Source organism: Mucilaginibacter aquariorum (assembly GCF_024498135.1).
In the GTDB taxonomy this organism is placed as follows: Bacteria; Bacteroidota; Bacteroidia; order Sphingobacteriales; family Sphingobacteriaceae; genus Mucilaginibacter; species Mucilaginibacter aquariorum.
The window spans coordinates 25,871-38,376 of sequence record NZ_JANHOH010000001.1; the positions used below are offsets into that span (position 1 = coordinate 25,871).

General features: G+C 45.1%; 14 protein-coding genes and 1 riboswitch. Of the genes, 11 read left to right on the plus strand and 3 right to left on the minus strand.

What is annotated here, in order from left to right:
* Positions 1 to 137: 137 nt before the first annotated feature.
* Positions 138 to 237: riboswitch (TPP riboswitch) on the plus strand.
* A 102-nt stretch (positions 238 to 339) separates the two neighbouring features.
* From NPE20_RS00100 to NPE20_RS00115, 4 genes are read left to right on the plus strand one after another with little or no spacing between them, the layout of a single operon-like run.
* Positions 340 to 1,059, plus strand: a complete 720-nt coding sequence (locus NPE20_RS00100; protein WP_256536552.1) for a class I SAM-dependent methyltransferase — start codon at positions 340 to 342, stop codon at positions 1,057 to 1,059.
* A gap of 11 nt (positions 1,060 to 1,070) precedes the next feature.
* Positions 1,071 to 2,114 (plus strand): AIR synthase-related protein, encoded by a 1,044-nt coding sequence (locus tag NPE20_RS00105; protein WP_256536553.1) that lies wholly within the window; start codon positions 1,071 to 1,073, stop codon positions 2,112 to 2,114.
* Positions 2,111 to 2,764, plus strand: a complete 654-nt coding sequence (locus tag NPE20_RS00110) for a thiamine phosphate synthase (RefSeq protein ID WP_256536554.1) — start codon at positions 2,111 to 2,113, stop codon at positions 2,762 to 2,764. Before NPE20_RS00105 ends, NPE20_RS00110 begins: the two co-directional genes overlap by 4 nt.
* Positions 2,761 to 3,021 (plus strand): Trm112 family protein, encoded by a 261-nt coding sequence (locus NPE20_RS00115; RefSeq protein WP_256536555.1) that lies wholly within the window; start codon positions 2,761 to 2,763, stop codon positions 3,019 to 3,021. The genes NPE20_RS00110 and NPE20_RS00115 overlap by 4 nt, the downstream gene beginning before the upstream one ends.
* Positions 3,022 to 3,081: 60 nt before the next feature.
* Here the strand turns inward: NPE20_RS00115 and NPE20_RS00120 are convergent, their stop codons facing one another.
* Complete coding sequence (locus NPE20_RS00120; protein ID WP_256536556.1) at positions 3,082 to 3,459, minus strand: helix-turn-helix domain-containing protein; 378 nt, start codon at positions 3,457 to 3,459, stop codon at positions 3,082 to 3,084.
* Between the two features lie 204 nt (positions 3,460 to 3,663).
* Positions 3,664 to 5,205 (minus strand): beta-lactamase family protein, encoded by a 1,542-nt coding sequence (locus tag NPE20_RS00125; protein WP_256536557.1) that lies wholly within the window; start codon positions 5,203 to 5,205, stop codon positions 3,664 to 3,666.
* 139 nt (positions 5,206 to 5,344) lie between these two features.
* Here NPE20_RS00125 and NPE20_RS00130 point away from each other — a divergent pair, with 139 nt between their 5' ends.
* Both NPE20_RS00130 and NPE20_RS00135 read left to right on the plus strand, forming a co-directional pair.
* The gene (locus tag NPE20_RS00130; protein ID WP_256536558.1) at positions 5,345 to 6,358 is read left to right on the plus strand and encodes a sensor histidine kinase; all 1,014 of its coding nucleotides are present in this window, start codon (positions 5,345 to 5,347) and stop codon (positions 6,356 to 6,358) included.
* Entirely contained in the window at positions 6,348 to 7,046 is a 699-nt protein-coding gene (locus NPE20_RS00135; RefSeq protein WP_256536559.1) for a LytR/AlgR family response regulator transcription factor, read from the plus strand. Before NPE20_RS00130 ends, NPE20_RS00135 begins: the two co-directional genes overlap by 11 nt.
* A 124-nt stretch (positions 7,047 to 7,170) precedes the next feature.
* Here NPE20_RS00135 and NPE20_RS00140 read toward each other — a convergent pair whose 3' ends face one another.
* A complete protein-coding gene (locus tag NPE20_RS00140) occupies positions 7,171 to 7,440 on the minus strand; it encodes an Hsp20/alpha crystallin family protein (protein WP_256536560.1) in 270 nt (89 codons plus the stop codon).
* Between the two features lie 555 nt (positions 7,441 to 7,995).
* On the opposite strand from NPE20_RS00140, the gene NPE20_RS00145 reads away from it, so the two are divergent.
* The 5 genes from NPE20_RS00145 (at position 7,996) to NPE20_RS00165 (ending at position 12,504) form a co-directional block, all read left to right on the plus strand.
* Entirely contained in the window at positions 7,996 to 8,613 is a 618-nt protein-coding gene (locus NPE20_RS00145) for a TetR/AcrR family transcriptional regulator (RefSeq protein ID WP_256536561.1), read from the plus strand.
* 64 nt (positions 8,614 to 8,677) lie between these two features.
* Entirely contained in the window at positions 8,678 to 9,943 is a 1,266-nt protein-coding gene (locus NPE20_RS00150; RefSeq protein WP_256536562.1) for a TolC family protein, read from the plus strand.
* Between the two features lie 14 nt (positions 9,944 to 9,957).
* A complete protein-coding gene (locus NPE20_RS00155; protein ID WP_256536563.1) occupies positions 9,958 to 10,848 on the plus strand; it encodes an HlyD family secretion protein in 891 nt (296 codons plus the stop codon).
* Positions 10,848 to 11,762, plus strand: coding sequence for an ABC transporter ATP-binding protein (locus NPE20_RS00160; RefSeq protein WP_256536564.1), 915 nt, complete (start codon positions 10,848 to 10,850; stop codon positions 11,760 to 11,762). The genes NPE20_RS00155 and NPE20_RS00160 overlap by 1 nt, the downstream gene beginning before the upstream one ends.
* A 1-nt stretch (position 11,763) precedes the next feature.
* On the plus strand, positions 11,764 to 12,504 hold the full coding sequence (locus tag NPE20_RS00165) for an ABC transporter ATP-binding protein (protein WP_256536565.1): 741 nt from the start codon (positions 11,764 to 11,766) through the stop codon (positions 12,502 to 12,504).
* Positions 12,505 to 12,506 lie beyond the last annotated feature (2 nt).

Consider the following 12,506-nt stretch of genomic DNA (forward strand, 5'->3'; position numbering starts at 1 on the left):
TGTTCACGTTTATTTTCAAATTAAATATGAAGAAATATATTTTCATTTATGAGACCGGCATATGTGAGTCACAGAATGCCTGTTCTACAGTATTCATTACCGCTTTGATACTATTAAAATAACCGCTACCTTGCCGGCACACTTGCACGGGGTGCTTCGCTGAAAAGCAAGGCTGAGATGATACCCGATAAACCTGATACGGATAATACCGGCGTAGGGATGCATGGCCAGTATTGTCTTTAAGCAGCTTTATGCTGTCCATTCAATAGGAAAAGCCTTGTTTCTGCTGCGTTCTCTGTACCTCGGAAGCAAGGCTTTTACATTTTATACCTTTTGAAAATGGAATTGAAACAGAACGGCGATTTTGGCCTGATGACCCGGAGCCTGACCAACTGGCAAGGACGCAAAGAGTGGTTTTTCAACCGGGAGCACACCGACACTTACGAACAATGGTACGAAGGACGCTATAAGCGCGCAGAAGTTTGGCAGAAAAAAGTGATGGCGCAGCTGATGGCCAAAGATCCGAGAGTGAAAGAATTACTTGAATTCGGCTGCGGTACCACACGCTTTACCCGCTGGTGGCACGAGATCGGTATCGACGCTACGGGCGGCGATCTGTCACCTTTTATGCTGGGCCAGGCTGTCCACCTGTTCCAGGGCGATCTGGTCAACGCAGACTCTCATTACATGCCCTTTAAAGACAACACATTTGATGCGGTCGCTTTCATTACCACCTTTGAGTATTACCGTGACCCGGTAAAGGTGATCCGTGAGGCGGCACGCGTGGGCCGCCACGGCATTGCCTTCGGCATGATGAACCGCAATTCTCCTAAAGTGCTGCGCCGCAGAGTGCAGCAGCTATTCGGTAAAAATCCTTTTTATGTAACGGCAACATTCTATACGCCCAAGATCCTGATCGGTAAGATCGATGAGGCACTGCAGGGGCGTAATTACAGTTTGGAATGGACCTGCACCGGCTTGCCTGAATGGTTTCCCGTACAGCAGTGGAATGTGCCCGTAGGCGATTTTTTTGGACTGTATGTTAAATTCAACGATTAAGCCCCGCGACCATGTCACAGTTCTCAGGAAAGATATCCGGCGGCGGTTTTGATGAACTCATCTTACCACACCTGGGCTTTGCCCGTTCCAATATCACGCATGGCCCTGCCTTCGGCGTAGATGTATCGGTGGTCGATATCGGTAACGGTACCGGCCTCGCCATGACCAGTGATCCGCTTTCACTCATTCCTTCATTAGGGCTGGCTGAATCGGCCTGGCTGTCGGTGCACCTGATGGCCAATGATATGGCCACCACAGGTCATTCCCCAATGTATGCGCAGATGGTGCTTAACCTGCCGCCGGGGCTGAGTGGTAACGACTTTATCACGTATTGGGAGCATGTTCATCGCTACTGCCAGGCTGTTGGGGTAGCGATTACCGGCGGCCATACCGGCAGTATAGAAGGGCAGAACTCCACCATTGCCGGTGGTGGCACCATGTTGCTGACCGCTCCGCTGGATCAGATCCTGGTCAGCGACCAGGCGAGGGCGGGAGACGTCATCATCGTTACCAAAGAGTGCGCACTATCATCGGCCGCCATCCTGGCCATGAGTTTTCCGCGAACCGTACAGAACGAACTGGGTAAAGAAGTTTATGACCAGTGCTGCGCGCTCTTTTACCAGACCTCATCACTGCCCGATGCGCTGGCAGCGACGGGGACCGGGCAGATCACAGCCATGCACGATGTGACAGAAGGCGGTGTACTGGGCGCTGTTTATGAAATGGCACTTGCGTCAGGCCTGGGCGTTCGCATCCGAAATGAAGATCTGCCTTCCGGAATTGTCCAGCAGCAGGTGACCCGGCTGTTCGGTATCGATGAGCGCTTTTGTATCGGTGCGGGTGCTATGATCATAGCTGCCAGCCCGGGTAGTGAAGAACAGGTTTTAGCAGCGCTTGCCGCTAAACAGATCAAAAGTACGGTGATCGGTGAATTTACCGACAAGGCCCGAGGTATATGCCTGGTTACGGATGGCCGGGATGAGCCGATGCCCTATTACGAAAAGGATCCATACTGGGCAGCATTTTTTCAGGCGTTAAAACAGGGCTGGACATGAGAGATAATCTGCAAATAACCGGCGGGGTATATTTGGTGGTCGATCCGGCAATGGACCGGGCGCTGCTGCTGTCAAAACTGGCTCTGGCCTTAAAAGCGGGCATTGACGCGGTACAGCTATGGAACAACTGGCTGCCGGAAGCCGATAAGCGGTCCTGCGTAGCCGCGGTATCCAGCCTGTGCCGGGCCTACAGCGTGCCTTTACTCATTGATAACGACTGGGAATTACTATTGGGATCGCCTGAGCTGGATGGCGTACATTTCGATGCTATACCCCCGAACTATGCGGAGATACAAAACAGGGTGGCGAGACCCTTGTTGGCAGGTATCACTTGTTCAGGCGATCTGGAGGCCGTACGTTGGGCAGATAAGAATGGACTGGATTATGTATCCTTCTGTGCGATGTTTCCCTCAACATCTGCAGGAAACTGCGCGGTCGTAATGCCCTCGTTGGTCAGGGAAGCCCGCGAGATCACCACTATTCCTTTATTCGTTTCAGGCGGCATAACGCCCGAGAATATACTGACACTTCGTAAGCTCACACCTTTTGATGGTGTGGCCGTCATCTCCGGTATTATGGGTGCTGATGACCCATTCTCAAAAGTCAAACTTTATCAGGACGCTTTAAACTTACCAACACATCATTTATGAAACTAAATACCATAGCAAAACTTTGCTGTCCTTTTGACAAGCATAATCTGCAATTAAGAATACTGGCGCAGGATTTTGATCAAAATGTTATCGAAGGCATATTGAGCTGTAAAACCTGCCAGCGTAACTATCCCATTATCTATGGGGTCCCGATCATGGCGCCTGATGAATATCGTCAGACCGCTTTAGAACAGCCGGTAATAGATCGTTGGGAACTTGATCATCAGCCTGACCCGCTGCGATCGCTGCCGGAATGAGGCTGAACGGAAAAAAACCGCCTAAAAGTGACCCATTCATCGCAAAGCAAGTAAAATGAGTTAATTAAAAGTTTGCTGGAAAGCTGCGGGCGATAGACTGGTCCTGCTCTTAAATAGGTTACTGAAGGATTGCGGATAGTCAAATCCCAGCGCATAAGCCACCTCGCTTACCGACAGGCCGGTGGTAAACAACATCTCCTTTGCCAGGCCGATCAGTCTGTCGTGGATATGCTGCTGTGTGCTTTGGCCGGTCAGCGTTTTCAGTAAGCCGCTGAAATAATTGGGTGAAACATGAAGCGCTGCTGCAACCGACACCACCGTCGGCAATCCTTTGCTGCTTACATTATCGTCACGAAAAGCCTCATCCAGAACCGCTTCGAGCTGGATAAGAATATCGTGGTTATGCCCGGAAGTGCCGTTGATAGAAGCGCTGCGCATACGACAACAGCACTTCCAGCTGCCCGATAATGATGTTTTTGGGGTGAGCCCGCGATATAATATTAACCGACCAACCAGCAATTCGAATGAGTTATCATCAGATCGATGTAGGCTGGATGAATAAAACCGTTCTAGTGTTCTTACTCCATCTATCTGCGATCGGCATACTTTGCTAATTGACAGGTTGTTTAGACTCACCTTACTTTATTTAACATCCTTAAGTCCCAGCAGCTGGCTTAATGCTCTTTTACCATCTTCGTTCCCAGGATTTAACTCTATCGACTTTTTATACATCAGGATAGCATCATCCTTTTTACTACTTTCATTTAGTAATTGCCCATAGCTATCATAAGTATTATAACTTTCAGGAAAAATAAAGGTCGCTAGTTTGAACACTTCGAGTGCCATTTCACGGTGGCCTGGGAAGGAAGACATGTAGAAAAGATTATAGCCTAAGTCGTTCATTTCCCCTTCGTTCAAATAGTAGGCGATACGGTCTGCCTTATTTGCCTGAAAGACAGCAGCAGCGTGGTCCGTGCCCTGTTTTACCAATGCGGTGCCGTAAAGCGTCACTAACGATTGGCTGGTTCTGAATACCATCGGTGGTTTGTTATTCAGAAGTGATAATGAGGAGGTAATAAACCGTCCGAATTCGCTCCCTGCTGTATTGTCGAAACCGATAATAGTTTGATTTTTTGTAAGGTTATGCAGATAAAAGGTGGCCAGGCCAAACTTAAATCCTCCATGCCCAACAGATCTGCCGAAAACGGACTGCTCAAAAATTTCCCAGCCTAAGCCATAAGTCATCTTTCCTTCGCCGTCCATGGTGTCCATTCGACGGTCGTAGTACACATTGCCATTATTTAGTTTAACGGGTGTCATCGCTTCCTGCATGGTGCTTGCTTCAAGTAGTTTGCCTTTAAAATAAGCCCGGTCAAACTTCATCATATCGGCTGTGGTGCTCATTACATTGCTCTGCCCGGTGGTGCAGCTGTTGTTATAGGTAAGGTATCTAAAGCGAGAAATGGAGTCAACCGCTACGAAAGTTGAATCGTATCCCGGGTGGGGTTTCATCTGCGGTTGGGCGACCAAACCGTCGTTCTTTTGATTGCGCATGGTGATGTAGGTATCTTTCATCCCCGCCGGCCCGAAAATGTATTTTTTTAGATATATCGGAAAGGGCATGCCGCTTACCTTTTCAACCAGCAGTGCGAGTAAATTATATTCGGTATTGCAATAGCGAAATTCATCGCCGGGTTTAAAATACAGCCCTCGTTGCCATTTGCGCAATTGAGGCAACACATCACTATTGGTGATTACCGTATCCGGGAACCGTTTTACGAGGTCTTCAAACAGTTCAAGGTCGGGGAGGCCGGAGGTATGCGTTAGCAAATGGCGGATCCTGATATCCTTGTAAGGAAAATCAGGCAGGTAGCGCACTAAAGCGTCATCAATGCTGAACCTACCTTTATCCCTTAATTGCAAAATGGCCGTTGCCGTTATCACCTTTGAAATGGAGGCCAGGTTAAAGCGGGATGATGATGTGTTTGGCGTTTGCGTTCGAAAGTCTGCATAACCCGCAGAAAAGTTTATAATGGGGTGTCCATTATCGGCCACTAAAATATTGCCGTTATGTTGCCTGCTCCGGCCCAGTTCATCAAAATATGCAGTAATGGGTTTTGGCTGAGCCTTCAACAATACCGGGCATAGCCATAGGACGCACAAAAAGAGGAAGTGTAATTTCATGATCGTTTGTTTTAAGTTTCAGCCAAAGTAAACCATGGGGAAATACAAGGCCGGAGATATCGTTCAAATGCCCAAACACCTCGGCAAACAGGCAGGCGGTTCCTGTACAGGCGAGCACAAATTGTGATAACTTTGTTTTATGAAGAAAAGGTTATCCCTATTCTCTTTTACGTTTTTAGTTTTTTATGTGCTGGTTATTATTGCCAGGCAACTGCCGGGCTTGGTACGTGGCCGGTTTTCTTTTGCCGGCGGTAGCCACAGCATAGCCGAGTGGGTGCAATTTGCAGGCGATATATTGATATACTATTTAGTGGCACTGGGTGTATACTTATTATTATGCTGGTTTCATCCGCGAAAACAATATCCACAGTTGTTCTTTGGGTTACTGGTTATTTGCATGGGAGCCTATTTTTGTTGTCTGTTCTGGGCAAGAGCTTTTGCAGATGCTCCTGTGCGCATGAGCCGTTATTTTCAACTGGTCATTATTCCCATTACAGCGCAGGTATTTTTCGCAATCATATTTTACCTGGTCAGGTACTCGCAATATAAAGAATTACAGCAGGTAGAATTACAATTGCAAAACCGGCAGACTGAATTGTCTTTCCTGCGCTCGCAGATCAATCCGCATTTTCTCTTCAATCACCTCAATAATATCTACGCGCTGGTGTATGAACAAAATGCACAGGCCTTACCTGCCATATCGGGATTGTCGGAGTTGTTAAGATATATGCTGTACAATAGCAACGAAGTGGTTCTGCTAAGTACCGAAATCAGCTACATCGAAAAATATATTGCATTACAACAGCTCCGCTTTGAGTACCCATCTATGATAGCGGTAACGAAAAGTTGCAGAGATAAAACTGCTCACATTCCGCCGTTGCTATTGATCCCTTTTATAGAGAATGCTTTTAAACACGGCGAGGTAAGCATAAAAGAAAATTGGCTGAAAATGGAGATTGACAGCAACTCCGATCAGTTGAATTTTAGCTGCGCTAACATAATCGGCACCCATAAAAAGGATATAACAGGAGGCATCGGCCTTAAGAATGTAAAACAGCGGCTGAATCTGCTTTATCCCGGTCTTCATCGGCTGGAAATTACCGAAGTTGATAACCTGTTTGTTGTAAAACTGCAATTATACTATGGAAAGTAAAAGATTGATACGGTGTATTGTGGTGGATGACGAGCATCCGGCTATACGGTTGTTATCCGGTTATATTAAAAGAACGCCTAGGCTTGAGCTTATTCTGCAAACAACAAGCGCGTCCGAAGCGCTTGAGGCCATCAATAAAGGATTGGCCGATCTGGTGTTGCTGGATATACAGATGCCGGAGATCACAGGTATTCAACTAATGGAGTCCCTGAAAAACAACCACGCCAAAGTAATACTCACCACAGCTTATGCAGAGTATGCGCTGGAAGGGTACAAGCATGACGTGATTGATTATCTTTTAAAGCCTATCACTTTTGACCGCTTTCTTGTTGCCGTCGCTAAAGCAAAACAACGCATTGGAACCTCGTCACAGCAATGCTCTGGGTACCTGATGCTCCGTACAGAATACAAAATTCAAAAGACTGATTTTGCTACTATTCTTTATATCGAAGGGCTTGGGGACTATCTGATCTTCTACCTTACAACAGGTAAACTGATGACGCTCGAGCGGATGAAAAATATGGAACAAGCGCTGCCTGAAGAATGCTTCGTACGTATACATAAATCATATATCGTCAACATTAGTAAAATCGATTATTTTGAAAAGGCCAAAATTGTAATTTCCGGGCAGCATTTACCGGTTGGCGATACTTTTAAAAGTGCTGTTAAACTAAAATTGGGATGGTGAAACATTATGGAGACGAGCTACGTCAATATTTGATTTTACTGTTTCGATTTGATCTTCACCGGCAGATCATCTACGATTTCCATCAGGTCGATATGTAACGGCAAGTTTATTTCCTGGTTTCCTTTCAAACTGTTAAAAAGATCGTAAGCGGCTTCCCGGTCATCTCCAAAGATATGGTCAAGTTGTTGTTCTCCAGGCTCAGTTTAAAATCCTCTTTTTTCAATCCCGGCGCAGCCAGCTCCACATGGTAGTTGTTTTCACTGATATTAACAGCAGGGACGCGGGTCAGCATCCTGTCGTTCAGAAAAGTGTCGTTGAAAATGGATTCAAAAACTTCATTAAAGCCTCGCGATAATGTGTTGTTACGGTTGTTGTTGAATTTAACTAAGGTCATGGACTTTTCTCCTTTAAATTACTTTAAAAAATAAATGAACAATAATTAATTAAATCATCGTGATAACAAACTTATTACAAGGAAAATACCAAACCGGATCAGCTAAAAAAAATGAAAATCCGGCAGTTTCGGACTGAATATTTTTTATTCGGGATGCCAATTTTTCACCGACGGTGCTCCCTGGTTACATTGTCCGGCGGAAACGATAAAAAACAGTCATACGGAATTGTCCGACTGTTAACAAATAGGCAGAACGATACGATTTTGCTGATTAGAGCAAAACAGTACCTCGCTGGTTGAAATTAGACTATAATCTTGCAGTTAAGAATATAGTTGCCTAAGCATAACGTTAGCGTATTAATTAGAAATGAAAGCTTATGAGTGATAGAAAAGTGCGGGGCCACCCTGAAAGCTATGAATCGATCGTAGAGAACCTGTTAGATTTATCATTTGCAAACGCTAAGCCGATTAACAGTATGGGCAATAAAATTAGTCAAATGATTAAATATTTTGATTGAATAAAAAAATCTTTATATGTTTGCATATTAATTCACAATGATGGCAGTTATAAACGAGCAGCTGACTAAAGAGAATCTTTCGACCGAAGAAAAACTAAAAGAGGCGGCGCGGATTGTATTTACCAAAAAAGGCTATGCCGCTACAAAAACCAGGGATATCGCAGATGAGGCCGGTTTGAACCTCGCGCTTTTTCATTATTATTTTCGCAGCAAGGAAAAGCTTTTTGAAATTATCATGATGGAGAAGGTACAGCAGCTTTTTTCTTTTATAGCTCCTGCGCTCAATAATCCTGATAACACGCTTGAAGAAAAAATTGACTGGATAACCGCTAACTATATTGATATGTTGCTCAAAAATCCGGATTTGCCCATTTTTGTTTTGAGCGAGATCAGGAACAATCCTGAACGTTTTGGAAAAACGGTGCAGTTAAATACCTATGTTTTAAAATCTCATTTTGTAAAACAACTGGCCGAGAGGAAAAAAGATATTAACCCCATACAGTTGTTTCTGAGTTTTTTAGGCATGATGGTTTTTCCCTTTATCAGCAAACCTATATTTGAAACAACCGGAGCTGTTAATGAGGCCGCTTTTAAGCAATTAATGGATGAACGTAAACTGTTGATCCCCAAATGGATAAAAATGATGCTTGAATAAGGCATTTTTTTTGATATTGAGTTAATCAAACGACTAAATCAAATTAATAAATAAATTGATTAATATGAACAAGCTTTTCTATCTATGTGCATTTCAGCTGTTGACCCTTTCTTACAGCCATGCGCAGCCAGCCGGTCAGCTTACTTTAAATGATTGTTACACTCTGGCAAAACAAAACTATCCCTTAATAAGGCAACGGGAACTGATTGCCATAGCCGCCGACTATACTGTTGACAACATCCGGAAAGGTTACCTGCCTCAGCTGAATATTAATGGTCAGGCTACGTATCAATCAGCGGTTACCCAGGTGCCTGTCAAATTGTCCAACGCTGCTATCCCGGATATCAGTAAAGATCAGTATAAGTTTTACGGCGAAATAAACCAGTTAGTTTATGATGGCGGCGTATTGGGGCAGCAAAAACAACTTGCGAAAGGCAATGCCGCCGTTGAGCAGCAGCAATTGGAAACATCATTATATGAGCTTAAAGAACGTATCAATCAGCTGTACTTTGGCGTGCTCCTTATTGACGAACAGATAAAGCAAAATGAATTGCTGATAAAAAACGTGCAGCTGGGGCTCAATAAGGTACAGGCAGCTATAAAGAATGGCGCCGCCTTTAAAAGTAACGGCGACGTGATCAGGGCTGATCTACTGAAGACCAAGCAGCATACCATTGAACTGCAGGCTTCCCGCAAAGCATATGCTGATATGCTGAGCCTGTTTACCGGGAGGGGTATCGACAGTCAAACCGTCCTCGCTAAGCCCGGGGCGGTAATAGCCTCAAAGCAAATTAACCGCCCGGAGTTACTGGTTTACGACGAGCAAAGCAAAAATCTCGATGTCCAGAACAAAATGATTACAGCAAAAGCTTTACCAAAACTCAACGCCTTTTTTCAGGGCGGAATGGGCAGGCCGGCGCTTAATATGCTTAGCGGTGGCGCTGATGCTTACTATATAGGGGGGATCCGTTTTACCTGGTCGCCGTCAGCGTTCTATACGATAAAAAAAGAAAGGGCACTCATCAATATCTCCCGCAGAAATTTAGGCGTACAAAAAGAAACCTTCCTGTTTAATACCAATTTAACCGTAAAACAGCAGGATGCCGAGATTGGCAAGTATCAACAGTTGCTGGCCTCAGATAATGAGATCATAGAGCTGCGCGATAAGGTGAAAACAACTGCTATGGCACAACTGGAGAATGGCGTAATAAACGGTAACGATTTTTTGAGCGAAGTGAATGCCGAAGATCAGGCCAGGCAGAACAAAATACTGCACGAGATACAGTTATTAATGGCGCAGCACAATCAAAAAACTACAACAGGTAATTAAAATAAAGGCATATTATGAAAACATTATCATTATCAGTTTTGATTTTGACAGCTTTAACCGCATGTAATAATAAGGAAGAAAAATATGACGCATCGGGTACATTTGAGGCCGTTGAAACCATTGTCTCCGCAGAAGCGTCCGGCGCTATCAAGGCGCTCGACCTGGAAGAAGGCCAGATGTTAAAGGCCGGCCAGGTGGTTGGATATATAGACAGCGCGCAGCTCTATTTAAAGAAGAAACAACTACAGGCGCAAATAAGTACGGTGTTAAGCGGAAAGCCAAATATAGCCGTACAAACAGCCTCACTTCGGGAACAACTGCGTCAGGCCGAACGTGAACAAAGGCGCATTACCAACCTGCTAAAAGCCGATGCCGCCACGCAGAAACAACTGGACGATGCCCATACGCAGGTAGTGGTTGTAAAAAAGCAAATCGCGGCAACCCGGTCATCACTGGGTATTACCTCGGCCAACCTTAATGAGCAAACCGCACCTTTAAACGTGCAAATACAGCAAATCAATGATCAGCTTGAAAAATGCCGGATCGTTAATGAGGTTAACGGTATAGTATTGACCAAATACGCCGAGGTAAATGAGGTTACCGCCGATGGTAAACCCATATACAAGATAGCCGCGCTGGACTTTATAAAACTCAGGGCTTATATCACCGGTGACCAGCTATCGCACGTAAAGGTTGGTCAGCGGGTAAAGGTGCTGGTTGATGATACGAAAGATACTTACAAAACCTATACAGGGACAGTAGAGCGGGTGAGTGACAAAGCGGAATTTACGCCAAAAACCATTCAGACCAAAGATGAACGTGCCAACCTGGTGTATGCCGTTAAGATCAGGATAAAGAATGATGGCTATCTGAAAATAGGGATGTACGCGGACGTAAAATTATAATGATGGAAGCTGTAGTAGTTAAGGATTTAAGCAAGGTTTATGATAAGGATAAAACGGCGGTTGATGCGGTATCATTTTCGGTAGAACAGGGCGAGATATTTGGCTTAATAGGGCCGGACGGCGCGGGGAAAACCAGCATTTTCCGGATGCTTACTACGCTGTTGCTTCCGGATGGCGGCTCGGCTACGGTAGACGGTTTTGATGTGGTGAAAGATTACAAACAGATCAGGAGCAGGGTAGGATATATGCCCGGCAAGTTTTCCTTGTATCAGGATCTGACGGTTGAAGAAAACCTCAATTTTTTCGCTGTCATTTTTAATACTACCGTTCAGGAAAATTATCATCTTATTAAGGATATCTATATGCAGCTGGAACCTTTTAAGACGCGGCGCGCCGGTAAACTGTCGGGGGGAATGAAACAGAAACTGGCATTATGCTGTGCCTTGATCCATAAACCGTCTGTTTTGTTTTTAGATGAACCCACGACGGGGGTAGATCCGGTTTCGCGCAAGGAGTTTTGGGAGATGTTGAAAAAGTTGAAGGCGCAAAATATCAGCATAGTCGTATCTACCCCATACATGGACGAGGCCAATTTGTGCGACCATATCGCCCTGATCCAATCGGGTAAAATATTGTCTGTTGACAGCCCTGCCAATATTGTACGCTCTTATCCGGAAGACCTTTATGCTATAAAAGCCGAAAATATGCGCTCGCTTTTAAAAGCCCTGCACCAATACAACGAGGTGCTTGATAGTTACGCCTTTGGCGAATATGCACATGTTGCCTTTAAGGATAAACACCCTGATTTAAGCAAAATAAGAACTTATCTGGAACAGCAGGGCGTTAACGGCACAGATCTGAAAAAGACCGAAGTAACCATTGAGGACAGTTTTATTAAACTCTTAAAGAATTAATATGAATGAGCCGGTTATAAAAACAAATAAACTAACAAAACGTTTCGGCGGTTTTATTGCCGCCGACGAGATCACCTTTACGGTAGATCAGGGCGAGATATTCGGTTTCCTGGGGGCTAACGGCGCGGGTAAAACAACCGCCATGCGCATGTTATGCGGACTGTCCATTCCGTCATCGGGCCAGGCTACCATTGCCGGGTTTGATGTATATAAGCAAACCGAGCAGATTAAAAAGAATATAGGTTACATGAGCCAAAAGTTCTCGCTTTATGAGGACTTGACCATACTGGAAAACATCAGGTTCTTTGGGGGTATTTATGGTTTGTCTGACCGGCAACTGAAAACCAAAAGCGAAGAGCTGATCGATAAGCTTGGGCTGCAGAACGAAGCGAAAAAGCTGGTGGCTTCGCTACCTTTGGGCTGGAAACAAAAACTCTCGTTCTCGGTGGCTATTCTGCACGAGCCAAAAATTGTTTTTCTGGATGAACCTACAGGAGGTGTTGACCCGGTAACACGCAGGCAGTTCTGGGACCTGATCTATAACGCGGCAGATAACGGGGTAACCATATTTGTAACCACCCATTATATGGACGAAGCGGAGTACTGTAACCGCATATCTATCATGGTAGATGGCAAGATCAAGGCATTGGATTCCCCTGCTAATTTAAAAGCCAGCTTCGGTGTCGGCTCTATGGACGAAGTATTTTATGAACTGGCCCGCGGCGCAAAACGAAGCGATTAAAC

Coding starts and splice junctions, on each gene's coding strand:
- NPE20_RS00100 (WP_256536552.1), top strand. CDS start 340: ATGGAATTGAAACAGAACGGCGATTTTGGCCTGATGACCCGGAGCCTG.
- NPE20_RS00105 (WP_256536553.1), top strand. CDS start 1,071: ATGTCACAGTTCTCAGGAAAGATATCCGGCGGCGGTTTTGATGAACTC.
- NPE20_RS00110 (WP_256536554.1), top strand. CDS start 2,111: ATGAGAGATAATCTGCAAATAACCGGCGGGGTATATTTGGTGGTCGAT.
- NPE20_RS00115 (WP_256536555.1), top strand. CDS start 2,761: ATGAAACTAAATACCATAGCAAAACTTTGCTGTCCTTTTGACAAGCAT.
- NPE20_RS00120 (WP_256536556.1), bottom strand. CDS start 3,459: ATGCGCAGCGCTTCTATCAACGGCACTTCCGGGCATAACCACGATATT.
- NPE20_RS00125 (WP_256536557.1), bottom strand. CDS start 5,205: ATGAAATTACACTTCCTCTTTTTGTGCGTCCTATGGCTATGCCCGGTA.
- NPE20_RS00130 (WP_256536558.1), top strand. CDS start 5,345: ATGAAGAAAAGGTTATCCCTATTCTCTTTTACGTTTTTAGTTTTTTAT.
- NPE20_RS00135 (WP_256536559.1), top strand. CDS start 6,348: ATGGAAAGTAAAAGATTGATACGGTGTATTGTGGTGGATGACGAGCAT.
- NPE20_RS00140 (WP_256536560.1), bottom strand. CDS start 7,440: ATGACCTTAGTTAAATTCAACAACAACCGTAACAACACATTATCGCGA.
- NPE20_RS00145 (WP_256536561.1), top strand. CDS start 7,996: ATGATGGCAGTTATAAACGAGCAGCTGACTAAAGAGAATCTTTCGACC.
- NPE20_RS00150 (WP_256536562.1), top strand. CDS start 8,678: ATGAACAAGCTTTTCTATCTATGTGCATTTCAGCTGTTGACCCTTTCT.
- NPE20_RS00155 (WP_256536563.1), top strand. CDS start 9,958: ATGAAAACATTATCATTATCAGTTTTGATTTTGACAGCTTTAACCGCA.
- NPE20_RS00160 (WP_256536564.1), top strand. CDS start 10,848: ATGATGGAAGCTGTAGTAGTTAAGGATTTAAGCAAGGTTTATGATAAG.
- NPE20_RS00165 (WP_256536565.1), top strand. CDS start 11,764: ATGAATGAGCCGGTTATAAAAACAAATAAACTAACAAAACGTTTCGGC.